Source organism: Comamonas sp. UBA7840, assembly GCF_002501455.1.
GTDB classification, from domain to species: Bacteria; Pseudomonadota; Gammaproteobacteria; order Burkholderiales; family Burkholderiaceae_C; genus Comamonas; species Comamonas jiangduensis.
The window spans coordinates 57,887-80,047 of the sequence record NZ_DLTI01000021.1 but is presented as its reverse complement, the minus strand read 5'-3'; the positions used below and the strand labels follow the sequence as shown (position 1 = coordinate 80,047).

The window sequence follows — 22,161 nt, the reverse complement described above, 5'->3', positions numbered from 1 at the left end:
CTGCTTGCGCTTATCGCACCTTGTTTTCAACCATCTGAAAACTTTTGCAGACAAGCGCCAGCCGCTCCTTTTATGGATTACTGGAACTGCGACAGGAAACGAATGTCGCCGTCGAAGAACAGGCGCAGGTCATTCACGCCATAACGCAGCATGGTCAGGCGGTCAGGGCCCATGCCAAAGGCAAAGCCGATGTACTTTTCAGGGTCCAGGCCCATATTGCGCACCACGTTGGGGTGCACCTGGCCTGAGCCCGCCACTTCCAGCCACCTGCCCGCCAAGGGGCCGCTTTGGAACTGGATATCGATTTCAGCCGAAGGCTCGGTGAATGGGAAGAAGCTGGGGCGGAAACGCAGCACCAGATCGTCCGATTCAAAGAAAGTCTTGCAGAAGTCGGTAAACACGACCTTCAAGTCTTTAAAGCTGATGTTCTCGCCAATCCAGATGCCTTCGCATTGGTGGAACATGGGCGAGTGGGTCGCATCCGAATCCACACGGTAGGTGCGGCCGGGAGCAATCACGCGGATTTCAGGCATGGTCTGCCCTGCATCCAGCATGTTGCGGTATTTTTTCACGTGCTGCACCGCATAACGCACCTGCATCGGGCTGGTGTGCGTGCGCAGCAAATTGGGCGCCTGCTCTGTGCCGCCTTCCACATAGAAGGTGTCGTGCATGGAGCGCGCGGGATGGTCTTCCGGCGTATTGAGCGCCGTAAAGTTAAACCAGTCGGATTCAATCTCGGGGCCATCAGCCACATCAAAGCCCATCGAGCCGAAAATGCCCTCAATGCGCTCCATGGTGATGGACACAGGGTGCAAGCCACCAGCGCCACGGCGACGGCCGGGCAAGGTCACATCCAGCACTTCAGCCTTCAGGTGGGCTTGCAGCTCGGCATCGGCCAAGGCCTTGCGGCGGGCCGTCAAAGCCGCTTCAATGCCCTGCTTGGCCACGTTGATGGCAGCGCCGCGCGACTTTTTCTCTTCGACGGAAAGCTGCGCCATGCCCTTCATGAGCTCAGTCATCTTGCCCGACTTGCCCAAAAACTGCGCCTTCGCATTTTCCAGATCAGCGGGGGTGTGGGCCTGCGCAAACAGTTGCTGCGCGCTCTCGACCAGAGAATCCAACTCGTTCATACCGACTCTTTATCGACTTATAAAAATAAACAAGGGCTAGTGCCTTTTCAAGCCCTAGCCCTTGCAGTTTGTGCGCTAGCAGCTACCCAAAGAGTAGCTACACACCGTTAACTTAAGCAGCCAGCTTGGCCTTCACTTGGTCAACGATGGCTGCAAAAGCAGCCTTGTCGTGCACAGCGATATCGGCCAGCATCTTGCGGTCGATTTCGATGGCTGCCTTCTTCAGGCCGTTGGCGAACTGGCTGTATGTCAGACCCAATTCACGAGCAGCGGCGTTGATACGGGCAATCCACAGCTGGCGGAACACGCGCTTCTTGTTACGACGGTCACGGTATGCGTATTGACCGGCCTTCATCACCGCCTGCTTGGCGACGCGGAAGACGTTACCGCGGCGACCGCGGAAACCCTTAGCAAGATTCAGAACTTTTTTGTGACGGGCACGGGCCGTTACACCACGTTTGACGCGAGGCATGTATTTTCTCCTTGTTCGTCAGTGAATTACAGACCAGCGCCAGGCAACATCTTTGCGATGGAGCCCATATCGCCTTCATGCACGGAGGTAATGCCACGCAGGTGGCGCTTATTCTTCGTGGTCTTCTTGGTCAAGATGTGACGCTTGAAGGCTTGGCCGCGCTTAACGGTACCACCTGGACGAACGCGAAAACGCTTCTTCGCGCTGCTCTTGGTTTTCATTTTGGGCATGTAAATGCTCCTGTTTATTGTGCTCGTGAGGCGCCTGTACAACCTGCACAGATCTTGTTGGCCCCGAGACACTTCTTGAGTGCTGACTTGCGCCAGCGTTTTAGCAACTCTTTCGAGCCACAAAACAGAAACCTGCCTTTGCAGGCAGGTTTCCTAAAATTCTACCTCAGCTTAAGCTGCGCTGCCGCTTTCTGCAGCTGGCTTTGCACCAGCAGCCGTAGGCTTTTTGCGCGCAGGGGCGATCATCATAACCATTTGTCGGCCTTCCAGCTTAGGGAATTGCTCCACCTGGATGGAATCAGCCAACTCATCACGCAAACGATTGAGCAAATCAATACCCAATTGCTGGTGCGTAATTTCACGACCACGGAAGCGCAAAGTCACCTTGACCTTATCGCCCTCAGCCAAGAAGCGACGAATGTTGCGCAGCTTGATGTTGTAGTCACCATCATCGGTGCCAGGACGGAATTTCACCTCCTTGATATCGATCACAGTTTGCTTGGCCTTGGCTTCTGCGGCCTTCTTTTGCTCTTGATACTTGAACTTACCGTAGTCCATCAAGCGGCAAACAGGAGGATTTGCAGTTGCGGCAATTTCCACCAAATCAACGTCCAAGTCACCCGCCATGCGCAGCGCTTCTTGCAAAGAAACAATGCCAATGGGTTCGTTTTCAGGACCGGACAGACGCACTTCAGGCGCCATGATTTCACGGTTCAGACGGTGTTTGCGTTCCTCGCGGTGGCGACGGTCACGAAATTCTGTAGCTATGGCTTTCACCCTAAATTCAAATCGCTACGAAAAGCGTAGCTGCTTGCATCGATGAGACGAGCGCGGGCTACCCGTGCTTCATTCCATCAGACTTTGTTGTTAATGTCGTTGAGCAGCAATTCAATGAATGCTTCTACCGACATGACGCCCAAGTCTTTGTTTCCTCGGGCACGCACAGCGACGGTGCCTGCCGCTTTCTCCTTGTCGCCAGCGACAAGGATATAAGGCAGCTTTTGCAATGCATGCTCGCGTATTTTATACGTGATCTTTTCGTTGCGCAGGTCAGACACCACCTTAAGGCTTTGGTGAGGCAGTGCTTTTTGCACCTTTGCCACAACTTCTCTCACATAGTCGGCTTGCGCATCAGTGATGTTGAGCACAGCGACCTGCTCAGGCGCCAACCACACGGGCAAAGCACCCGCAAACTGCTCCACCAAAATACCGATAAAGCGCTCCAGCGAACCAACAATCGCACGGTGCAGCATCACGGGGCGGTGACGATTACCATCTTCACCGACATACTCCGCATCCAAACGCTCTGGCATGGAGAAGTCGACCTGAATCGTTCCGCATTGCCACTGACGACCCAGCGCATCCTTCAGTGTGTATTCAATTTTTGGACCGTAGAAAGCGCCATCGCCAACAGCAATTTGGTATTCACTACCAGAAGCCTGCAATGCATCAAACAACGCTTTTTCTGCCTTGTCCCAGCTCTCATCCGAGCCAATGCGCGCCTCAGGCCGGGTAGCCACTTTGTAGATGATGTCGGTGAAGCCAAAGTCGGCATACACCTTCTGCACCAGCTTGTTGAAGTTCAGCACCTCCTGCTGAATCATGTCTTCGGTACAGAAAATATGGCCGTCATCTTGCGTAAAACCGCGCACACGCATGATGCCGTGCAAACCACCTGTAGGCTCATTACGGTGACACTGACCAAACTCGCCGTAGCGCAAAGGCAAGTCACGGTAGCTCTTCAAGCCCTGCTTAAAAATCAGGATGTGACCCGGACAGTTCATCGGCTTCAAAGCATAGTCGCGCTTTTCCGACTCGGTGACAAACATGTTGTCACGGTACTTGTCCCAGTGCCCTGTCTTCTCCCACAAGGTTTTATCCAGAATCTGGGGGCCCTTCACCTCTTCGTAGCCGTTGTCGCGGTACACCTGGCGCATGTACTGCTCTACCTCTTGCCAGACACGCCATCCCTTGGGATGCCAGAAAACAGTACCAGGCGAGCATTCGTCGATGTGATACAGATCCAGTTCACGCCCCAAGCGGCGATGGTCACGCTTTTCAGCTTCTTCGATGCGTGTGATGTATGCCTGCAGGTCTTTCTTATCCGCCCATGCTGTGCCGTAGACGCGCTGCAACTGCTCGTTCTTGGCATCCCCACGCCAGTAGGCCCCCGCCAGCTTGGTCAATTTAAAGACCTTCAAAAAACGGGTATTGGGCACGTGAGGGCCACGGCACATATCCACATATTCTTGGTGGTAGTACAAGCCCATAGCCTGCTCATCGGGCATGTCTTCCACCAGACGCAGCTTGTACTCTTCACCGCGCGACTTGAACACCTCAATGACTTCCGCACGCGGCGTCATCTTCTTGATCACATCGTAGTCTTGCGCAATCAGTTCTTTCATGCGCGCTTCGATAGCTGCCAAGTCATCAGGAGTGAAGGGGCGTTCGTACGAAATGTCGTAGTAGAAGCCTTCATCAATCACAGGCCCGATCACCATCTTCGCAGAGGGATACAACTGCTTCACCGCATGGCCAACCAAGTGGGCTGTCGAGTGGCGAATGATTTCTACGCCTTCTTGGTCTTTGGGCGTAATGATTTGCAGCTTGGCGTCTTGTTCAATCAACTCGCAAGCATCCACCAAACGGCCATTGATCTTGCCTGCAACGGTATTTTTGGCCAAACCAGGGCCAATCGATGCAGCCACTTGCATGACGGTGACAGGGCCATCAAATTCGCGCTGCGAACCGTCAGGTAGTGTGATCTTTAACATGAAAATCCTTAGCTATCTTTATCTATAACAGTAGCGCGCGAGCCGTCAAAAAGCAAAGCGCGGAACTCGTCCGCGCTTCTTTGGATATTTACAACTCCTGGCAGGCGCGAACACACAGCCTTTATGGGCTGCACAACATTTCAATGTTCGTCGTTCGCGGTGTCATAACCATATTGCCTTTCTCGCCCTTGTTGGTTAGCTCTTACTGCATTTTAGCGTTGTACAAACAAAAAAACCCGTAGCCGAAACTACGGGCACATGCCAAGTCACACATTCATGACGTCAGAAAGCGCCCCACCACGCCTTCTGACTGTATTTCATCAGTGGAACTGCTCTTCTTCGGTCGAGCCTGTCAAAGCCTTCACAGAGGAAGAACCGCCCTGAATCACAGTGGTTACATCGTCAAAGTAACCGGCACCCACTTCCTGCTGGTGCGACACAAAGGTGTAACCCTTGTCGCGCGCTGCAAACTCTGGCTCTTGCACCATGTTGACGTAGTGCTTCATGCCTTCGCCGCGAGCGTAAGCATGGGCAAACTGGAAGCTGTTGTACCAGTTGATATGGATACCAGCCAAAGTGATGAACTGGAACTTGTAACCCAGTGCCGACAGCTCTTCCTGGAAGGATGCGATCTGGCTGTCGTTCAAGTTCTTCTTCCAGTTGAACGATGGCGAGCAGTTGTACGACAGCCGCTTGCCTGGGCAGGCTGCGTGCACGGCTTGCGCAAATTCACGGGCAAAGCCAATGTCTGGCACCCCGGTTTCGCACCACACCAAGTCAGCGTAAGGGGCATAAGCCACGCCACGGCTAATAGATTGCTCCAAGCCGTTTTTCACACGGTAGAAACCTTCTTGGGTGCGTTCACCGGTCAGGAATGGCTTGTCGTTGGCATCGTGATCCGAAGTGATCAGGTTGGCAGCTTCCGCATCGGTACGTGCCAGAACGATGGTGGACACACCCATCACATCTGCTGCAAAGCGTGCCGAAATCAGCTTTTCGCAAGCCTCTTGCGTAGGTACCAACACTTTGCCACCCATGTGGCCGCACTTCTTCACCGCCGCCAACTGGTCTTCAAAGTGCACGCCGGATGCGCCAGCAGCAATCATGTTCTTCATCAACTCAAACGCATTGAGCACACCACCAAAGCCCGCTTCCGCATCGGCAACGATAGGCAAGAAGTAATCGATGAATTCTTGGTCATCAGGATTGATACCACGGCTCCACTGGATTTCGTCGGCGCGCTTGAAAGTGTTGTTGATGCGGCGCACCATGGTGGGCACCGAGTCGTAGGCGTACAGCGACTGGTCGGGGTACATGGTTTCCGAGGTATTGCCATCTGCAGCCACTTGCCAGCCAGACAGATATACGGCCTCCAAACCTGCCTTGGCTTGCTGCATGGCTTGACCGGCAGAAATCGCACCAAAGGCGTTCACATAACCCTTCTTGGCGCCGCCATTGATCTTTTCCCACAGCTTTTCAGCGCCACGCTTGGCCAATGTGTGCTCTGGCTGCAAGCTGCCACGCAGACGCACCACGTCAGCTGCGGTGTAACCACGCTTGACACCCTTCCAACGGGGGTTTTGCGCCCAATCCTTTTCCAAGGCGGCAATTTGCTGTTCACGGCTCAGTTGTTGGTTCAGGGATTCAGGCATATCAGTCTCCGATCAAAGTAAAGCAAGGGTTAAAACTTTGGTGCCGTTTTGCGTTTGGCTTGGAGACAAATTTAAGTCTTATAGAAGAGTTAAGCAAGCTCTTATGTCTTATATAAGACAAATATTTTTATTCTTTGCAATCAACGCATTACACAAAAATTTCTCAATGCGAAAAGCAATCTCTCTTGGCAAAATGTATTTCCTGCACAGTATCAAATATATTTTCACAATGTGAAATTGAATTTTGATGCAATGAAATATGCGGGTGATCACTGGGTACCCGCACTGCCGACTGCCCTAGGCATGCAGTGCATGTGCAGATATCACCACTCCATCTTCATCGGCATACAGCCAGTCCCCGGGGCGGACTTTCACTCCAGCGATGTCTACAACAACATTCGCCAGCCCTTCGCCGCGCTTTTCCGTAGGCATAGGCATCAAAGCAAGCGCAGCAACGCCTACATCAGCCGTGCGCAGTTCCGCTGCATCACGCACACAACCAAAAACCAACACCCCTGCCCAACCATTGCGAGCGGCTGCAGCAGCCAAATTCCCGCCCACCAATGCTTTGCGCAAAGATCCTCCACCGTCAACCACCAAAACGCGGCCTTCTCCTGAGGAATCCAAGGCTTGCTTCACAACGCTGTTATCTTCAAAACACTTCACGGTGACAACGGGCCCTGCAAAATGGGAGCGCCCTCCAAAGTGCTGGAATACTGGAGGCAGTACACGAAATGCGCCGCTGTCGTCGTTCTTGTGTGCATCGCATAAATCACAAGTTTGGAAAGTAATAGCCACTAAGCATCTCCATTTTTTGTTGATACAAATCCAGAGGCCTCGCCGCTGGATGCAGCGGCACATCCTCCCATTGAGCTGGCAGATTGCAAAGCAGACGTGCAGTTTTTGCGGCTTTACGTGCTCTCCTGCAACAAAAGAGGTGAAAAAACTAGTTCGCCCGCTTGGAAAGGCGAAATTTTCCCATTAGCATCTGGCACAACCAGTTCTAGACAGATGCACACCCGTCATCAGCGCTGGCACAACTCATCCCAAAAAGGAAAGCAAAAAATGGCAACTGCAAAGAAGGCAACTGCTGCATCCGCAGCTCCCGCGAAAAAGCGCACTCCTAACGCCGCCTTCATGAAACCTCTGACACCCAGCGCTGCTTTGGCCGCTGTGGTGGGCAAGAATCCCCTGCCCCGCACTGAAATCATCAGCAAACTGTGGGTCTACATCAAGGCCAACAACCTGCAAGACGCTTCCAACAAGCGCATGATCAACGCAGACGCTAAGCTCAAAGAAGTCTTTGGCAAGCCCCAAGTTTCGATGTTCGAAATGGCTGGCCTGATTGGCAAGCACGTTAGCTAATTGGTGCACGCACCCATAAGAAACCGGCTTAGGCCGGTTTTTTTATTGCCATCAATCAGAACGTCTGGATACGGGTTTGACCTGACTGCAAGAAAGTCTTTGCAAATGCGATGAATTCGCATTTATAATTCTTTCCATCACATCAATAGCCAGCCACAACTGTTTGCAGCCATGATCGTTTGTGTATGCCACCGAGTATCAGACCGCGAGATCGCGCGCCATGCGCATGCGGGCATGAGTTTCGACGAAATCCAATTTGAGCTGGGTGTCGCTACGCAATGCGGTCGCTGTGAAACCTGTGCACGCGATGTGGTGGACAAGTGCTGCTCCAAAGGCACCACAGCCGCCATCCACAACGAAGTTGCACCCCAACCAGTTCAGCTTGCCACCCCTATTTTGGAGAGCAAAGCATGGCATTCTTCTCAACCGTTGCAGGCAGCCTGATTTTGGTTTTAGGCTGCTCATGGTGGATCTTCCATAAGTAGTTCCCGTGCGTTGCGCACTGGCGTACGATAGATTTCCTCCACCGTTGCACTAGCCTTCAAGGCTGGCCATACCGGCTGTTTCAGCCGGTTTTTTGATCCTATGTCTTCTTCCGAACAACTTGCCCCTGCCGGTGCTCTAGGCCACAAAGCCATGATTACCGGGGTGGTAGTAGCGCTCCACGCTGCTGGCATCTGGGCTTTGCAAAGCGGCATGAGCCGCCCACCAGAGCCCCAAATTATTGCTGCAGAAGTGATTGCGCAGTTCATCGCGCCACCTGCGCCAGAGCCGCCTGCGCCAGCTCCAGCAGCGCCGCCAACACCAGCTCCCCCCAAGCCCCAGCCCAAACCAGAGCCCGTTAAGCCCCAACCAGCGCCCAAACCTGTGCAAAAAGCACCGCTTTTGCCCAAAGCGATTGCAGACCCCACCCCTGCGCCCAATGCACCGACAGGTACGCTCGACAGTGCGCCCGCGCCGGTGGCCGATGCAACACCACCCGCGCCAGCGGCCGCTCCTGCGCCGCCCAGTGCGCTAGCCCAGCCTTCCGGTGCTGCCGTGCAGTTGCCTTCCAGCAACGCGGCCTATTTGAACAACCCGCGCCCCAGCTACCCTTCCATCAGCCGCCGCATGGGTGAGCAAGGCAAGGTATTGCTGCGCGTGCTGGTCGACGAAAACGGGTTGCCCCAACAAATCGAAATCAAGCAATCCAGCGGTTTTGACCGCCTGGACAAAGCAGCGCTGGCCTCGGTGCAGCGCTGGCGCTTTGTGCCCGGTAAACGCAACGGTGTTCCTGAAGCCATGTGGAACATCGTGCCCGTCAACTTCGTTCTCGAATAAACAGTCATCTCAGGAGTTTTCATGGAATCCCAATTCGGCATTGCCCACGTCTGGGCGCAAGGTGACTTTGTCACGCGCAGTGTGGCCATCCTGCTGCTGATCATGTCTGTGGCATCGTGGGTCGTCATCATCGTCAAGGCTTTGGGCCTGATGAAGTTCAAGAAGTACGTCAAAGAAGCCAAGGACTTTTGGCACAGCGAAGACTTTGGCGCCGCACTGAACAAGCTCGACGCCGACCCCGCCAACCCTTTTCGCTATCTGGCGCTGGAAGGCCGCGAAGCCATCTCCCACCACCGCAAGACCAGCGCGCACCTGCACGACACGCTGGACGTGTCCGACTGGGTCACGCGCTGCCTGCGCAACGGTATCAATGAGTTCACAGCCCGCATGCAATCGGGCTTGGCCATCCTGGCCTCGGTGGGCTCGACGGCGCCTTTCGTCGGCCTGTTCGGTACGGTCTGGGGCATCTACCACGCACTGATCGTGATTGGCACAACGGGCCAAGCCTCGATCGACAAAGTGGCTGGCCCCATTGGCGAGGCGTTGATCATGACGGCCTTCGGCCTGGCTGTGGCCATTCCTGCCGTGCTGGGCTACAACGCCATCGTGCGCGGCAACAAAGGCGTGCTGGGCGCCCTCAACAGCTTTGCCCACGATCTGCACGCCTTCTTTGTGACGGGCGCACGTTTGACCGTGGATACCTCCAGCAGCGCGCAAGACGGCAAAGTGCTGCCCATGAAGAAAGGCGCCTAAGCCATGTCTTTCGGCACCCAAGACGACAGCGATGACGTCATGAACGAAATCAATATGACGCCCCTGGTGGACGTGATGTTGGTGCTGCTCATCGTCTTCATCATCACCGTGCCCGTTATGAAGCACGCGGTGAATGTGGATCTGCCCCGCGCCTCGAATGAGCCTGAGGTGGTCAAGCCCCAGAACATCAGCCTCACGATTGATGCACAAGGCCAGTTCCACTGGAACAAAGAAGCCATCTCTGATGAGCAACTGGTCGAGCGCCTTCAGATCGAAGCGGCCAAGGAAGTGCAGCCCGATCTGCACATCCACGGTGACAAGGCCGTGCGCTATGAGCGCGTAGCCAAAGCCATGGCCGCCGCGCAAAGCACCGGCATTCGCAAAATTGGCTTTGTGACAGAACCCGAGCAGTAAGCCAGCCCCCTGCGCACACTACGCCGCAGTACCGGCACTTTGCCTACCAAGCCCTGCATGCACCGCGCCTGCAGGGCTTTCTGCTGTGCGGCCTATGCGGGCGTTATCAAAAACAGGAGCTGCCAGCGCTTGATGTGCAACAAATTCAGCACCTATCCATACGTAAACGCATGTTTTGCATACGTAAGCAGCTATGTTTTTATGGATTGACCAGGCAGTTTGCACAAATTATTGCATCCGCGATCAGCGAAAAGACTTGCGCTTCAAATAAGAATAGTTATCATTAACATAGTTCAACGCAACTCTCTGACGCCATGCAAGCCACACTCTCCCTCCCCACAGCGCGCCGTGTTCCCGCAGGACAGACCGTACTGGCCGACCATGCGGCCACAGCGCAAGCACTCAGCGTAGAAAGTGAAGCGCTGTTGCGCGGCCAAAAGTCCGTCACCATCGTGCACAACGGCGCCACCTACCGCCTGCAAGCTACCAAACTCGGCAAGCTGATCTTGACCAAATAAGCACTCCCGTGCGGCACGCGCCCAACAAAAAAGCGACCCTCAAGGTCGCTTTTTTTTGATAGCTGATAGCGCTGATCCAATAAAGATTTCAGGCTTTAAAGCTTAAGCACTTACAGGCTGTCTTACAGACCCAAAGCAGCAATACCCGCTGCCGCCACTTGCGCATCTTCCGAAGCCTTCACGCCCGACACACCCACCGCGCCCAGGCACTGGCCATCCTTGAGGATTTGCACGCCGCCTTCCAGCAAACCATCCACAAACGGTGCGCTCAAGAAAGCCGTGCGGCCGTTGTTGATCATGTCTTCAAACGCCTTGGTGTCCTTGCGGCCCACAGCGGCCGAACGTGCTTTGGCTGGTGCAATGTGCGAGGAGATGGGCGCAGCACCGTCCAAACGCTGCAGCCACAGCAGGTGGCCGCCATCGTCCACGATGGAGATCGTCACAGGCCAGTTGTTCTTCAGCGCTTCTGCTTCTGCTGCAGCGGCAATCTTCTTCACATCGGCCAATTCCAGCGCAAACTTGTTCTTCATTGCTCAGACTCCAAAGAGGGATTTGTATTCAAAAATGCAGCATACCGACAAAGCGAGGCACCACCCGGCACTTGTGCGCAAAACATTCCAACCCCAAACACCACAAAAACTGCTGCAAAAACCAAGGTTTTGGGAACCAATCGGCCTGTCTAACGCTCATAGAATGTCCTGACATAGCAATTTGCTATACCCCTACTTAGGAGAAAACACACCATGAACCCTATTAACACTTTGGACTCTGCAGGCTACGGCATCTCGCAGCAGCAGCGCCACAGAGTGCTGCGCAATACCTACTGGCTGCTAGCCCTGAGCCTGCTGCCCACAGTACTGGGCGCATGGATAGGTGTGGCCACGGGCATTACCGCAGGCCTGACAGGTTTTATGGGCCTGATCGTTTTCATGGTGGGCGCTTTTGGCTTCATGTTCGCCATTGAAAAGACCAAGCACTCCGCCGCTGGTGTGCCCGTGCTGCTGGCCTTCACCTTTTTCATGGGCCTGATGCTCTCGCGCATGATTGCCATGGTGCTGGGCTTTAGCAACGGCTCGCAACTAATCATGACCGCCTTTGCGGGCACGGCAGGCGTGTTCTTTGTGATGGCCTCCTTGGCCACCGTCATCAAGCGCGACATCTCCGGCATGGGCAAATGGTTGTTCGTCGGCGCGCTGGTGCTGATGGTGGGTGCCGTCATCAACGTGTTTGTGGGCTCCACTGCAGGCATGATGGCAATCTCCATGCTGGCGATTGGTATCTTCTCGGCCTACATGCTGTATGACATCAAGCAGATCATCGATGGTGGCGAGACCAACTACATCAGCGCCACCTTGTCGCTGTACCTGGACGTGTTCAACGTGTTCCAAAGCCTGCTGGCCCTGCTGGGCATCATGGGCGGCGAACGCGACTAAGCGCGCACTGCCTCGTGCCGCTCTTACAAAAAGCCCCTTCGGGGGCTTTTTTAATGGGCAGTAGCAAAAAAAATTTAAGATCTTGCCCAGCCTGCCGATAGAGCTGTCACATGCCAAAACACCTCCACTCCTTCCGCCCCGCCTTTTTGCTGCTGCCTCTTGGGGCTGTGCTGTTGGCCGGCTGTCTTGAACAAGTACCCGGCCTGGGGCCCGATCCCCGCACGGTGATTCGTGAAAACGAAGCCAAAGCCATCGGCAGCGCCTGCCGCCATGCCATGCGCGGCATTGAAGACTGCTACACCCTCAACCCCAAGGCGCCCAAAGCCATGGTGTTTGCGGGCTGGAAAGACATGGATGCTTACATGCGCGAGCACAAGCTGGAAGGCACGCCCTCAGTCTTCACGCAAAAGCCCGAGGTGGCCCAGCCCCGCGCCGAAGAAGCCATTGAGACGGAATACAACAGCCCCCGCAGCTGATAGCGCCACAACGGCCGCAAAAAAACCACACAAAAAAGCCCGCAAGCGTTGATACGCTGCGGGCTTTTTGCTATCAGTTTGAAAATCCCCAGACATGCCGCAGGCAGCCATGCCACCTGCGCTCCAGCCTTGCTTGGTCTTTAGTCGTCGATGCGCTCAAACACGGCCATCGATTCCACGTGGGCGGTATGCGGGAACATGTTCACCACACCGGCCAACACGCAGCGGTAGCCCGCCTGGTGCACCAGCAAGCCCGCATCGCGCGCCAGTGTGGCCGGGTTGCAGCTCACGTAGACAATACGCTGGGGGAACCTCCAGCTTTCCTGGCCTTCGGGCAGCGGCGGCAGCAAATCGGGTTGCTCTTGCGTAGCCACCCCGGTCTGCTTGGCACCAATGCGAATTTGGTGAATGTCTGCCAGCGCCTTGGACAGCGCAAAAGCGCCCTCGCGCGGGGGGTCAACCAGCCATTTGTCGGCGTTGCCGTCTGCCATCAGCAACGCGGGGGGCATATTGAACAGGTTGCGGCCCACAAACTCTGTGGGCGCCAGCTTGTCCGCTTCAGAGCGCGTGGCGTTGTTGGCGGCGTAGTTCTCGTGCGAGCGCTGCACCAGCGCATCCGAGCCCTCAATGCCCAGCACCTCGCGTGCCATGGTGGCAATCGGCAAGGTGAAGTTGCCCAAGCCGCAGAACCAGTCAATCACGCGCTCGTGCTTCTTGGCATCGAGCAGGCGCAGCGCCTTGGTCACCAGCACGCGGTTGATGTGCGGGTTCACCTGGGTGAAGTCGGTGGGCTTGAACGGCATGGTGATGCCAAAGTCCGGCAGCGCGTACGACAGTTGGGTACCCCCCTCTTCCATGCGATGCACGGTATCTGGGCCCTTGGGCTGCAGCCACCATTGAATGTGGTGGGCCGCTGCAAATTCACGCAGGCGCTGCTTGTCGGCCTCGCTCAGCGGCTCCAAATGGCGCAGCACCAAGGCCGTGACATGGTCGCCACAGGCCACTTCAATCTGCGGGCAAGTCTCGCGCGCATCCATGCTGGCGATCAGCGCGCGCATGGGCAGCAGCATCGCGTCCACATGTGGTGGCAGCACCTTGCAGGTTTCCATGTCGGCGATGTAGCGGCTCTTGCGCTCGTGGAAGCCCACCAGCACCTTGCCCTTTTTGATCACATAGCGCACCGACAGGCGCGCGCGGTAGCGGTAGCCCCAGGTCGGCCCTTCGATGGGGCGCATCACGGTCTCGGGCTTGACCTTGCCCAAATGCCACAGGTTGTCTTCCAGCACGCGCTGCTTGACGGCCACCTGCGCGGCCACGTGCATGTGCTGCATCTTGCAGCCGCCGCACGCGCCTTCGTGCAGGCCTGCGTGCGGGCAGCCGGGCGTCACCCGCTGGGACGACTCGCGGTTCAAATGCATCAGCGTGCCGGCTTCCCAGTTGTTCTTCTTGCGGTGCACGTTGACGGTGACCAGCTCGGTGGGCAAGGCACCGTCGATGAATACCACTTTGCCATCGGGCTTGCGGGCAATGCCCTTGGCTTCCATGTCCATGGACACCACCTCCAGCCAGCCCTCGGGCAGGTCGGGGTTGCCAACGGGCATGTCTTCGTAGGGGGCTTCGGGGGAAATCTTGTCGTTCTGATCACTCATGATGGGCGACATTGTCTCAGGCTCGCAAGGCCGCAGGATATTGGCGCGGCGGAAAACCTCGATCTGCCGCATTGCGCAGCTCACCCATCTGCCGCATATATTTGCATCAAATCTGCCGCTAAGGCAATGTGGAAGCGCGCTGGCAGCTCTTCTTTTTCAAGCGGTAGTGGGCAAAGTAGCAGGGCAAGGTACGGCAGCCGTATGCACGGTATCCGCCATCTCCGCTGTATGCGTCAGGCAGGCTTGGCGCGCCAAGGCGTCGGCTTCGGTGTTGTGGTGGCGCGGAATCCAGCGCCACTGCACCTCTGCCCACCCCCGCAACTGCGCTTGCGCTGCACCAATCCAATGCGCCAAGCGCACGGTGGCCCGCGCCTGCGGCCACCCCAGTGCCTGGGCGGCCAGTTGCTCCAGCAACCAGTGGCTGTCGGTGTAAATGCGCACGCCGCTGGCACCTTGCGCCTGGGCCAGCGCCAAGCCCGCCTGCAGGGCACGCAACTCGGCCTCGTTGTTGCAACCGCTGCCGGGCAAGGCTTGTGCCAATTGGTGCACCGAGCCGTCTGGCCCCGTCAGCACCACACCGACGGCCATGCGCCCCGGGTTGGGCATGGCCGATCCGTCAATGTGCAAAATCCAGAAATGAGGGTGGGGGTAAGCGCGCAACACGCTGCTGACTTTACTACGCCTGCGGCGGCACCAAGGCGCGCCTTTCAACTCCTGCATCATCCCGCGCAGCCATGCCTGCTTTGCGCAATCTACCTCGGCCTTGCACCGCCAGTCATTCAAAAACAAGAGCTGATAGCGCACGCGAAATAAGGGCTAGCAAGCATTTTTATGCTTTTTTCACAACAATTGCTCCAGCCCGGCGCTGCGCGCACTCGCTACCCCATCACGACGCCTGCCCACACACGTGCACAAGGCACATACCCTCCCCCTTGGCGCGCAGCTGCGCTCTGCGCCGGGGAGCGCAGCGCTGCTTTGTCGGGCTGCGTCTGCGCACGCAAGGCCATGCCCCAGTGCTGCGCTGTGACGTGCAGCACATGCACGGCTTGGGCGTACAGCGCATCGCGCGCCAAGCTGGTGCTGCGTGCGGCGTGGGGTGTCAAGGTGGTGGTGGGCATGGTATTTACTCCTTTCAACGGCAGGCGGCGTGCTGCACCGCCTCTGCGCTGGCGCGCTGGGATTACTGTTTGGCGTAGATCTGGTCAAAGCTGCCGCCATCGGCAAAGTGCGCGTTGTCGGCTTTGGCCCAGCCACCAAAGGCTTGGTCAATGGTGAACAGCTCCAGCTTGGGGAACTGCTTGGCGAAATCGGCCTTCACCTTGTCGTTGGTGGGGCGGTAGTAGTTGCGTGCCGCAATTTGCTGGCCCTCGTCGGAATACAGATACTCCAGATAGGCCTGCGCTACCTTGCGTGTACCCTTTTTGTCGACCACTTTATCTACCACTGCCACGGTCGGCTCGGCCAGAATGGAAATGGAGGGCGCGACAATTTCAAACTTCTCGGGCCCAAACTCCTTGAGCGCCAAAAACGCCTCGTTTTCCCATGCCAGCAGCACATCGCCCACGCCACGCTGCACAAAGGTGATGGTCGAGCCTCGCGCCCCGGTGTCCAGCACCGGCACGTTTTCGTAGAGCTTTTTCACAAAATCTTGGGCTTTGGCGTCGCTGCCGCCGTTGGCGCGCTTGGCATATTCCCAAGCAGCCAGGTAGTTCCAGCGCGCACCGCCGCTGGTCTTGGGGTTCGGGGTGATGACCTGCACGCCGGGTTTGATCAGATCGCTCCAGTCTTTAAGACCCTTGGGGTTGCCTTTCTTCACCAGAAACACAATCGTGGAGGTGTAGGGCGCGCTGTTGAGCGGCAGCTTTTTTTGCCAATCAGCCGCTAAGTTATGACCGTGCTTGACCAGCGCATCAATATCGCCTGCCAGCGCCAGCGTGGCCACGTCGGCATCAATCCCGTCAATGATGGAGCGCGCCTGCTTGCCCGAGCCGCCATGCGACTGCTTGATGGTCACGTCCTGGCCGGTCTGGGCCTTCCAGTGCTTGGCAAAAGCTTTGTTGTAATCCACGTACAGCTCACGCGTGGGGTCGTACGAGACGTTGAGCAAGGTGACAGGGTCTGCCGCGAATGCAGGCACGGCAGGCAAGGACAAGCCCGCCAAAAGGCTGAGGGCAACGGGAATCTTGATAAAGTTGCGGCGATTGTTCATTTTTGGCTTTCTGCAAGAGATGGGTTCAACGGTCCGTTTCACCGTTGCATCGCATTCTGAAAGCCCGGCATCAAAACTTAAACCAATAAGATTTCAGTTCTTTATTACCTAAACATCTGAGATCAAACGAGGAACCCCCATGGCACGTACCGTTCAATGCATCAAACTGGGTCAAGAAGCTGAAGGTTTGGACTTTCCTCCCTACCCCGGCGAGTTGGGCAAACGCATCTATGAAAGCGTGAGCAAGCAAGCCTGGGCTGACTGGCTCAAGCACCAAACCATGCTGGTGAACGAAAACCGCCTGAACCTGGCCGATGCCCGCGCCCGCCAATACCTGGCCCGCCAGATGGAAAACCACTTCTTTGGCGGTGGCGCAGACGCCGCAGCGGGCTACGTCCCACCATCGGCGTAACGCACTGAAGCCGATGAAGCAGAGGATTTTGTAAAAACCCCTTCTTTGGCAGCGGTGCAGACGCTGCGCCAGGCTACATACCACCCAGCGCGTAACGCAGCACAGTCGCTCCAGAAGGGCTTGGTCTAGCACCTCCTTGGAGGCGGCAACCCACCAAGCTCCTTGGCATTGCGCCACGGAGCTTTTTACTTTTCTATGCTTGCCTGCGCGATGGGGTCTTGAACTGCGGCCATAATCGCAGCTTTTGTTTTCCGTGGGAGAGCGAGGCAGCCACACTGGGCCAGCCTCCGCCGAAGGCGCAAACTCCCATAATCGCTCAGGCACCACGTACCACGGAACACTATTGCCGACTGGAGAGCAGCCGGGATCGTGCACTACGATCAGCCGGTTCACCGAAGGGGCAAGCACCCGCATGACGAACATGCGCGGCGGCTGAAACTCTCAGGTAAAAGGACAGCGGGAGAGGCTTATTCACGCCCAAAAAGCCTCTTCAACGAGTCGCTGAGTGCGCGTGAACTCTCGCTTTTTTGCACCGTGTCTGTCCTACCCGACTTCTTGCACACTCTGTTCAGCACGCAGCTGGACGTGATTCTTGTCATCTACCTGATCGCTATCACCGCAGAAGCCATGTCCGGCGCGCTGGCCGCTGGGCGGCGCAATATGGATATTTTTGGCGTGGTCGTGATTGCCTTTGTCACCGCACTGGGCGGCGGCACCATCCGCGACATGGTGCTGGGCAACTACCCGATTGGCTGGACGCAGCACCCCTCCTACGTGTACCTGGTGGTATCCGCAGGCTTGCTGACTACGGTCATTGCACGTTTCATGAAACGCATGAAACATGTGTTCCTGCTGCTAGACGCCATGGGTTTGATCGCGTTTTCCTTGATTGGCAGCGATGTCGCCATTCGCCTGGGCTACGACCCATTGGTGGTGGTGATGGCGGGCATGATCACCGGCATCAGCGGCGGCATCTTGCGCGATGTGCTGTGCAACCAAGTGCCCGTGGTGTTCCGCCGTGAGCTGTATGCCAGCGTCTCCATGACCGTGTGCTTGCTCTATCTGGGTCTGCAGTGGCTGGAAGTCTCGATTGGTACCAGCACCGCCATTTGTTTTGCAGGCGGCTTGGCCTTGCGTCTGGCCGCTATCCGTTTTGGCTGGCGCTTGCCCGTGTTCTCCTACCAAGAGCGCTGGGAGTAAGCAGCCGCCGCACACCGCAGGCACCACCGCCTGCTTCCTGGATTGATATGGATTGCAACTGCGCCGACCGTTTGAACAATTCGCCCCTGCACGCCTGGCAAGGCCGCGCCAGCTGGCGCGTGCTGGCCACCGATTTTGAATACGGCTGCGCGTTTTTGCAGACCTGGGCCTCCTGGCAATCCGACAGGCAATCCGACCCACAGCGCAGTGCGCAGCTGCACTACACCGCCGTGCTGCACCAGCCGCTGGATGCGCAAACGGTACTGACGCATGCGCCTGCAGCCCTGCAGCCCCAGGCCCAAGCTTTGGCCAAGCGTTTATACGGTTTGCTGCCCGGTGTGCACCGCCTCAGTTTTGAGCAAGGCCATGTGATACTGACCTTGTGGGTGGGCGATGCCCACTCCCTGCTGCGCCAGCAAACCAGCACCGCCGATGCGGTGTTGCTGCACCCCGCGTTTGATGCCGATGCCCACAACGTCAAGGCACTAGCCCGCCATTGCCAGCGCGGCACGGTGCTGCAGATAGGCAGCGATTCCTGCACCAAGCTCTCTGACGCACTGCGCCACAGCCTGACCACCGCAGGCTTTGTGTTTACCGATGCGCCCAGCGCCCCAGACGGTGTGCCGGCCAACCTCCCCCACTTGGCCCACTACGCCCCCCGCTGGGAGCCCCGCCAACGCGCGGGCGGCATCGCACCGGTGGCGCGGGCTGGCACCGCTGTGGTGGTGGGCGCCGGTCTGGCGGGCTCTGCCGTGGCACACAGCCTGGCGCTGCGCGGCTGGCAAGTCACCGTGCTGGGCGCGGGCAGCACGCCTGCAGACGGCGCCTCGGGCCTGCCCGCCGGGCTGTTTTGCCCGCATGTCTCACCTGACGACAGCGTGCTCTCGCGCCTGTCGCGCAGCGGCGTGCGCATGACGCTGCAGCGCCTGCGTGATGTCTGCCAAGAGGGCGCAGACTGGGCCCCCAGCGGCGTGTTGGAGCATTGCACCGACGGCGGCACTGGCCTGCCTGCAAGCTGGGCCACCGGCCCCGGCACGCAGTGGAGCCATGCCCCCAGCGCCGAACAGTTGCACAGCGCAGGCCTGCCTGCCGACACCGTGGCCTGCTGGCATGCCCAAGCAGGCTGGGTACGCCCTGCCCAGCTGGTGCAGGCCCAGTTGCAACACCCGCGCATCCAATTTATCGGCCATGCCCAAGTTGCCCGACTGCACGCCAGCGGCGACGGCAGCTGGCAGGCTTTAGATGCAGATGGCCAAGTGCTGGCACAGGCCGATCTGGCGGTGTTGGCCTGCGGCCCCGCGACCCCTGCGCTGCTACCTACTGGCACACCGTGGCAGTTTCAAGCGCTGCGCGGTCAAATCACCTGGGGCTGGCACACACCGGCCAATGCTGCGGCGCTGCCGCCATTCCCGGTCAACGGCAATGGCAACCTCGTGCCCCATGTGCCCTACCCCGATGGGCAGAGGTGGGTCATGGGCTCCACCTTTGAGCGGGATGTGGACAGCATGCCTATTTCACCGGAAGACCAAGTCGCCGCCCACAGCGTGAACTTGAACAAGCTGGCGACCCTGCTGCCCGCCAGCGCTACCACCCTGGCGCCGTGGTTCACCCCCGGCGACGAGCGCTGCCAGCCCACCTGGGGCCGCGTACGTGTGGCCAGCCACGACCGCCTGCCGATTGCCGGCCCGGTGGGAGATGCCACACCCGGCCTGTGGGCCTGCACCGCCATGGGCGCACGCGGGCTGACGCTGTCGGTGCTGTGCGGCGAGCTGATCGCCGCCCAATTGCACGGTGAGCCCCTGCCGCTGGATGCCAAGCTGGCCCAGCATTTAGGCACCGAGCGTTTGGCCCGGCAAGGGGCCAAGGCCGCAGAAGTGGCGCCGCTGCCGACAAGCTAAGGCTGGTTTACCGGTATCAAAAAAAGAGCTGCTAGTGCTTACCTATCAATGGCTAGAAGCCTATTTGATACGCAATCACGGTGTACTGCTCAAAAGCAGAAACAAAATTTCGAGTTTGGATACCGCGACTTTTTGCTAGCAAAGAGCAGCCGTCAATTTGTTACTGCGGTGTGCTGCGTGCAGTCTGGAAAAGAGAAACCGTTTCCATCAAACTGGTTGCCTGGGCGTGCAGGCTGCCTGAAGCGCCTGCCATCTCTTCCACTAGAGCTGCGTTTTTCTGGGTAGCGGTGTCCAGTTCAGAGACCGATACCGTCACATCGCCGATACTTTTTGTCTGTGCTAGAGAAGCCGCACTAATTTCTGAAATCAAGGCAGCCACGCTCTTGACCTCGCTGACCAGTTGAACCATGGTCACGCCTGCTTCTTGGACTTGCTCAACGCCTTGCGCAACCTTTCCTATGCTGGAATCTATCAATTGTTTGACTTCCTTCGCTGCCTCGGCACAGCGCTTTGCAAGCATTCGCACTTCTGCTGCCACCACAGCAAATCCTCGCCCCTGCTCTCCAGCGCGGGCGGCCTCCACAGCAGCGTTGAGCGCCAATAAATTAGTTTGGAAGGCAATGTCGTTGATCACGCCGATGATGTCTTCGATCCGGCGTGAGCTTGTGGCGATGTCTTCCATCGTTTGAACGACGCCCCCCACCACTTGACCGCCGTGCTCTGCGGAATGGCTGGCTGTGGCTGCGAGGCTGGTGGCCTTGTGCGCGGTCTCTGCGTTCTGCACTACGGTAGTGTGCAGTTGCTCCATCGTCGCGGAGCTGTGCTGCAGCCTTGTGGCCTGCAGCTCGGTGCGCAGTGCCAAGTCGGTATTGCCTGAGTCAATCTGGGTCGAGCTGGCTGCAATCGTCTCGGCCGAAGATCGAACCTGGCGCACGATATGGATCAGTGCTGATTGCATTTCTGCCAGTGAAGCCAGTACGCTGTTTTTAGGGACATGCTGATCCAGCACGACTTCCGTCAACTCACCCGCAGCCACCCGGTTAGCAACAGCACGTAATTCGCTGGGTTCTGCGCCCAGAGATCGCATGAGGCTGCGAATGATGCTCCATGCGAGGAATGCTGCAATCGCTAACGCCAAGCCACAAGCGGACAACAGCACTGTTTTTTGCGTTACATAGGCACGTTCAGCCGCATTGACATTCATATCGCCCTCATCGCGGATGTAAGCGACATAAGCACTTGTCTTTCGTGTCAACTCAGCAAGCAAAGGACGACATTCTTCCGTCAACTTGCGGATTGCAGCTTCGCGCTGGCCTTGGAGAGTCATTTCTACAATTGCGAGCGCCACAGGGCCATACCGCTCCTCGATTTGCTGAACCGCCGCGAGAATATCTCGCTCTTGACTGGAAACTTTTTGTGTTTGCACCAAGGTTTGCAACTTGCCCAAGCGATCTTGCATACGCTCGTGCGCCTGCATGACTGCATTTTTTTCGAATTCGATGTCAGCAGCGTCAGTCACCAGTAACAGATTGCGAGCCGCGACTGCACGGGCATCTGCCGCAGTCTGCACCTCACGTGCCAAAGCAGCTCGTCGAAAATCATTGGATAGAAAACGCTCGAAACTGCCTTGGGTGGTTGCAATGCTATGCATAGCCATTCCAGACAGCCCAAAAAGAACCACCATCAGAAACCCAAAAGACGCTAGTAGTTTGTTTTTTATAGACATTTTTTATTGCTTCTGCATAAATCTGCATATCACTATGCGAGCAGAGCATTCAAAGAGAGCAAATTGTTGTTCAAAAGACAGTCAGCCACAAAAAACGCCCCTCACAAGGGGCGTTTTTTGTGGTGAGACTTTAAAGCAGTCGCGGCATTTGCCGCGGCCACCACCATCATTTCCATAGCCGATATAGGACGATTGGTAGCTCGGAATCAGATAGCTACGATCTTCATCGCCAAGTTTAGCAAGGCAAGACGCTCACAACGTTGTGCACGCAGCCAGATGCATTGAATAGCATTTCGTTTTGACCTTTGAGGGTGCTTACAAGCGCATCTCACATTTAGCTTCCGTCAACCACAGAATGTTATACATGAAGCAAAACTCTTTCCAGCTAGTCGATGGCATCGCTGATACGCCTGAAACTGCAGATTCAAAGTAAATCGACGCAAAAAATGCTTCACAATGCGATTTTCATCCCTATGCCACAAATGCCACACATAGTCGAACGGCATGACTTCACAGACAACTGGGTGCTT

The 22,161-nt window shown here is 56.9% G+C and carries 24 protein-coding genes and 1 riboswitch; of the genes, 11 read left to right on the top strand and 13 right to left on the bottom strand.

Annotated features, from left to right (window positions below; genetic code table 11):
• Window positions 1–77: 77 nt before the first annotated feature.
• The 7 genes from pheS to rraA all read right to left on the bottom strand — a co-directional run bounded on the left by pheS (window position 78) and on the right by rraA (window position 7,119).
• Window positions 78–1,130, bottom strand: coding sequence for a phenylalanine--tRNA ligase subunit alpha (pheS, locus tag B3R00_RS07070; RefSeq protein ID WP_286998298.1), 1,053 nt, complete (start codon window positions 1,128–1,130; stop codon window positions 78–80).
• A gap of 112 nt (window positions 1,131–1,242) precedes the next feature.
• Window positions 1,243–1,602, bottom strand: a complete 360-nt coding sequence (gene rplT, locus B3R00_RS07065) for a 50S ribosomal protein L20 (protein WP_219164513.1) — start codon at window positions 1,600–1,602, stop codon at window positions 1,243–1,245.
• 26 nt (window positions 1,603–1,628) lie between these two features.
• A complete protein-coding gene (rpmI, locus tag B3R00_RS07060) occupies window positions 1,629–1,832 on the bottom strand; it encodes a 50S ribosomal protein L35 (protein WP_066531848.1) in 204 nt (67 codons plus the stop codon).
• Between the two features lie 171 nt (window positions 1,833–2,003).
• On the bottom strand, window positions 2,004–2,609 hold the full coding sequence (gene infC, locus B3R00_RS07055) for a translation initiation factor IF-3 (RefSeq protein ID WP_219164512.1): 606 nt from the start codon (window positions 2,607–2,609) through the stop codon (window positions 2,004–2,006).
• 77 nt (window positions 2,610–2,686) lie between these two features.
• A complete protein-coding gene (thrS, locus tag B3R00_RS07050; RefSeq protein ID WP_286998293.1) occupies window positions 2,687–4,606 on the bottom strand; it encodes a threonine--tRNA ligase in 1,920 nt (639 codons plus the stop codon).
• A 320-nt stretch (window positions 4,607–4,926) separates the two neighbouring features.
• Window positions 4,927–6,258, bottom strand: coding sequence for an isocitrate lyase (aceA, locus tag B3R00_RS07045; protein WP_286998291.1), 1,332 nt, complete (start codon window positions 6,256–6,258; stop codon window positions 4,927–4,929).
• A gap of 297 nt (window positions 6,259–6,555) precedes the next feature.
• Window positions 6,556–7,119 carry a ribonuclease E activity regulator RraA gene (rraA, locus tag B3R00_RS07040; RefSeq protein ID WP_286998290.1) on the bottom strand — a complete coding sequence of 188 codons (564 nt, stop codon included), beginning with the start codon at window positions 7,117–7,119 and terminating at the stop codon, window positions 6,556–6,558.
• Window positions 7,120–7,323: 204 nt separating this feature from the next.
• Between rraA and B3R00_RS07035 the strand changes: the two genes are divergently transcribed.
• The 6 genes from B3R00_RS07035 to hemP all read left to right on the top strand — a co-directional run bounded on the left by B3R00_RS07035 (window position 7,324) and on the right by hemP (window position 10,628).
• Window positions 7,324–7,623 carry an SWIB/MDM2 domain-containing protein gene (locus B3R00_RS07035; protein ID WP_286998289.1) on the top strand — a complete coding sequence of 100 codons (300 nt, stop codon included), beginning with the start codon at window positions 7,324–7,326 and terminating at the stop codon, window positions 7,621–7,623.
• Window positions 7,624–7,794: 171 nt separating this feature from the next.
• Entirely contained in the window at window positions 7,795–8,067 is a 273-nt protein-coding gene (locus B3R00_RS07030) for a (2Fe-2S)-binding protein (RefSeq protein ID WP_286998287.1), read from the top strand.
• A 141-nt stretch (window positions 8,068–8,208) separates the two neighbouring features.
• Complete coding sequence (locus B3R00_RS07025; protein ID WP_286998285.1) at window positions 8,209–8,943, top strand: energy transducer TonB; 735 nt, start codon at window positions 8,209–8,211, stop codon at window positions 8,941–8,943.
• Between the two features lie 21 nt (window positions 8,944–8,964).
• Window positions 8,965–9,696 (top strand): MotA/TolQ/ExbB proton channel family protein, encoded by a 732-nt coding sequence (locus tag B3R00_RS07020; RefSeq protein WP_174863615.1) that lies wholly within the window; start codon window positions 8,965–8,967, stop codon window positions 9,694–9,696.
• Window positions 9,697–9,699: 3 nt separating this feature from the next.
• Complete coding sequence (locus B3R00_RS07015) at window positions 9,700–10,110, top strand: ExbD/TolR family protein (protein ID WP_286998284.1); 411 nt, start codon at window positions 9,700–9,702, stop codon at window positions 10,108–10,110.
• 314 nt (window positions 10,111–10,424) lie between these two features.
• A complete protein-coding gene (gene hemP, locus B3R00_RS07010) occupies window positions 10,425–10,628 on the top strand; it encodes a hemin uptake protein HemP (protein ID WP_286998283.1) in 204 nt (67 codons plus the stop codon).
• 122 nt (window positions 10,629–10,750) lie between these two features.
• Here the strand turns inward: hemP and B3R00_RS07005 are convergent, their stop codons facing one another.
• Window positions 10,751–11,158 (bottom strand): heme-binding protein, encoded by a 408-nt coding sequence (locus B3R00_RS07005; RefSeq protein ID WP_284214621.1) that lies wholly within the window; start codon window positions 11,156–11,158, stop codon window positions 10,751–10,753.
• Between the two features lie 213 nt (window positions 11,159–11,371).
• Here B3R00_RS07005 and B3R00_RS07000 point away from each other — a divergent pair, with 213 nt between their 5' ends.
• Together B3R00_RS07000 and B3R00_RS06995 are read left to right on the top strand one after the other, a co-directional pair.
• Window positions 11,372–12,061 carry a Bax inhibitor-1/YccA family protein gene (locus B3R00_RS07000; RefSeq protein WP_219164503.1) on the top strand — a complete coding sequence of 230 codons (690 nt, stop codon included), beginning with the start codon at window positions 11,372–11,374 and terminating at the stop codon, window positions 12,059–12,061.
• A gap of 110 nt (window positions 12,062–12,171) precedes the next feature.
• Entirely contained in the window at window positions 12,172–12,537 is a 366-nt protein-coding gene (locus B3R00_RS06995) for a hypothetical protein (RefSeq protein WP_286998280.1), read from the top strand.
• Window positions 12,538–12,677: 140 nt separating this feature from the next.
• Here the strand turns inward: B3R00_RS06995 and rlmD are convergent, their stop codons facing one another.
• From rlmD to B3R00_RS06975, 4 genes are all read right to left on the bottom strand, one after another.
• Entirely contained in the window at window positions 12,678–14,186 is a 1,509-nt protein-coding gene (gene rlmD, locus B3R00_RS06990; RefSeq protein WP_376747684.1) for a 23S rRNA (uracil(1939)-C(5))-methyltransferase RlmD, read from the bottom strand.
• A gap of 156 nt (window positions 14,187–14,342) precedes the next feature.
• The gene (locus tag B3R00_RS06985) at window positions 14,343–14,849 is read right to left on the bottom strand and encodes a ribonuclease HI family protein (RefSeq protein WP_286998279.1); all 507 of its coding nucleotides are present in this window, start codon (window positions 14,847–14,849) and stop codon (window positions 14,343–14,345) included.
• A 215-nt stretch (window positions 14,850–15,064) separates the two neighbouring features.
• Window positions 15,065–15,304 (bottom strand): hypothetical protein, encoded by a 240-nt coding sequence (locus B3R00_RS06980; RefSeq protein WP_286998278.1) that lies wholly within the window; start codon window positions 15,302–15,304, stop codon window positions 15,065–15,067.
• 62 nt (window positions 15,305–15,366) lie between these two features.
• Window positions 15,367–16,395 (bottom strand): sulfate ABC transporter substrate-binding protein, encoded by a 1,029-nt coding sequence (locus B3R00_RS06975; protein ID WP_286998276.1) that lies wholly within the window; start codon window positions 16,393–16,395, stop codon window positions 15,367–15,369.
• A 139-nt stretch (window positions 16,396–16,534) separates the two neighbouring features.
• Here B3R00_RS06975 and B3R00_RS06970 point away from each other — a divergent pair, with 139 nt between their 5' ends.
• The 3 genes from B3R00_RS06970 (at window position 16,535) to mnmC (ending at window position 19,905) form a co-directional block, all read left to right on the top strand.
• On the top strand, window positions 16,535–16,807 hold the full coding sequence (locus tag B3R00_RS06970; protein ID WP_219164497.1) for an oxidative damage protection protein: 273 nt from the start codon (window positions 16,535–16,537) through the stop codon (window positions 16,805–16,807).
• Between the two features lie 244 nt (window positions 16,808–17,051).
• A riboswitch (glycine riboswitch) is annotated at window positions 17,052–17,150 on the top strand.
• A 242-nt stretch (window positions 17,151–17,392) separates the two neighbouring features.
• On the top strand, window positions 17,393–18,007 hold the full coding sequence (locus tag B3R00_RS06965; RefSeq protein WP_376747685.1) for a trimeric intracellular cation channel family protein: 615 nt from the start codon (window positions 17,393–17,395) through the stop codon (window positions 18,005–18,007).
• Between the two features lie 47 nt (window positions 18,008–18,054).
• A complete protein-coding gene (gene mnmC, locus B3R00_RS06960; protein WP_286998273.1) occupies window positions 18,055–19,905 on the top strand; it encodes an FAD-dependent 5-carboxymethylaminomethyl-2-thiouridine(34) oxidoreductase MnmC in 1,851 nt (616 codons plus the stop codon).
• 160 nt (window positions 19,906–20,065) lie between these two features.
• On the opposite strand, the gene B3R00_RS06955 is transcribed toward mnmC, so the two are convergent.
• Window positions 20,066–21,631 carry a methyl-accepting chemotaxis protein gene (locus tag B3R00_RS06955; protein ID WP_286998272.1) on the bottom strand — a complete coding sequence of 522 codons (1,566 nt, stop codon included), beginning with the start codon at window positions 21,629–21,631 and terminating at the stop codon, window positions 20,066–20,068.
• Window positions 21,632–22,161: the final 530 nt, after the last annotated feature.

Coding starts and splice junctions, on each gene's coding strand:
- B3R00_RS07015 (WP_286998284.1), top strand. CDS start 9,700: ATGTCTTTCGGCACCCAAGACGACAGCGATGACGTCATGAACGAAATC.
- B3R00_RS07030 (WP_286998287.1), top strand. CDS start 7,795: ATGATCGTTTGTGTATGCCACCGAGTATCAGACCGCGAGATCGCGCGC.
- B3R00_RS06995 (WP_286998280.1), top strand. CDS start 12,172: ATGCCAAAACACCTCCACTCCTTCCGCCCCGCCTTTTTGCTGCTGCCT.
- B3R00_RS07020 (WP_174863615.1), top strand. CDS start 8,965: ATGGAATCCCAATTCGGCATTGCCCACGTCTGGGCGCAAGGTGACTTT.
- rplT (WP_219164513.1), bottom strand. CDS start 1,602: ATGCCTCGCGTCAAACGTGGTGTAACGGCCCGTGCCCGTCACAAAAAA.
- pheS (WP_286998298.1), bottom strand. CDS start 1,130: ATGAACGAGTTGGATTCTCTGGTCGAGAGCGCGCAGCAACTGTTTGCG.
- B3R00_RS06955 (WP_286998272.1), bottom strand. CDS start 21,631: ATGTCTATAAAAAACAAACTACTAGCGTCTTTTGGGTTTCTGATGGTG.
- rraA (WP_286998290.1), bottom strand. CDS start 7,119: ATGTGCCGCTGCATCCAGCGGCGAGGCCTCTGGATTTGTATCAACAAA.
- B3R00_RS06970 (WP_219164497.1), top strand. CDS start 16,535: ATGGCACGTACCGTTCAATGCATCAAACTGGGTCAAGAAGCTGAAGGT.
- B3R00_RS07000 (WP_219164503.1), top strand. CDS start 11,372: ATGAACCCTATTAACACTTTGGACTCTGCAGGCTACGGCATCTCGCAG.
- rpmI (WP_066531848.1), bottom strand. CDS start 1,832: ATGCCCAAAATGAAAACCAAGAGCAGCGCGAAGAAGCGTTTTCGCGTT.
- mnmC (WP_286998273.1), top strand. CDS start 18,055: ATGGATTGCAACTGCGCCGACCGTTTGAACAATTCGCCCCTGCACGCC.
- B3R00_RS07035 (WP_286998289.1), top strand. CDS start 7,324: ATGGCAACTGCAAAGAAGGCAACTGCTGCATCCGCAGCTCCCGCGAAA.
- hemP (WP_286998283.1), top strand. CDS start 10,425: ATGCAAGCCACACTCTCCCTCCCCACAGCGCGCCGTGTTCCCGCAGGA.
- B3R00_RS06975 (WP_286998276.1), bottom strand. CDS start 16,395: ATGAACAATCGCCGCAACTTTATCAAGATTCCCGTTGCCCTCAGCCTT.
- B3R00_RS07025 (WP_286998285.1), top strand. CDS start 8,209: ATGTCTTCTTCCGAACAACTTGCCCCTGCCGGTGCTCTAGGCCACAAA.
- rlmD (WP_376747684.1), bottom strand. CDS start 14,186: ATGAGTGATCAGAACGACAAGATTTCCCCCGAAGCCCCCTACGAAGAC.
- aceA (WP_286998291.1), bottom strand. CDS start 6,258: ATGCCTGAATCCCTGAACCAACAACTGAGCCGTGAACAGCAAATTGCC.
- B3R00_RS06980 (WP_286998278.1), bottom strand. CDS start 15,304: ATGCCCACCACCACCTTGACACCCCACGCCGCACGCAGCACCAGCTTG.
- B3R00_RS07005 (WP_284214621.1), bottom strand. CDS start 11,158: ATGAAGAACAAGTTTGCGCTGGAATTGGCCGATGTGAAGAAGATTGCC.
- thrS (WP_286998293.1), bottom strand. CDS start 4,606: ATGTTAAAGATCACACTACCTGACGGTTCGCAGCGCGAATTTGATGGC.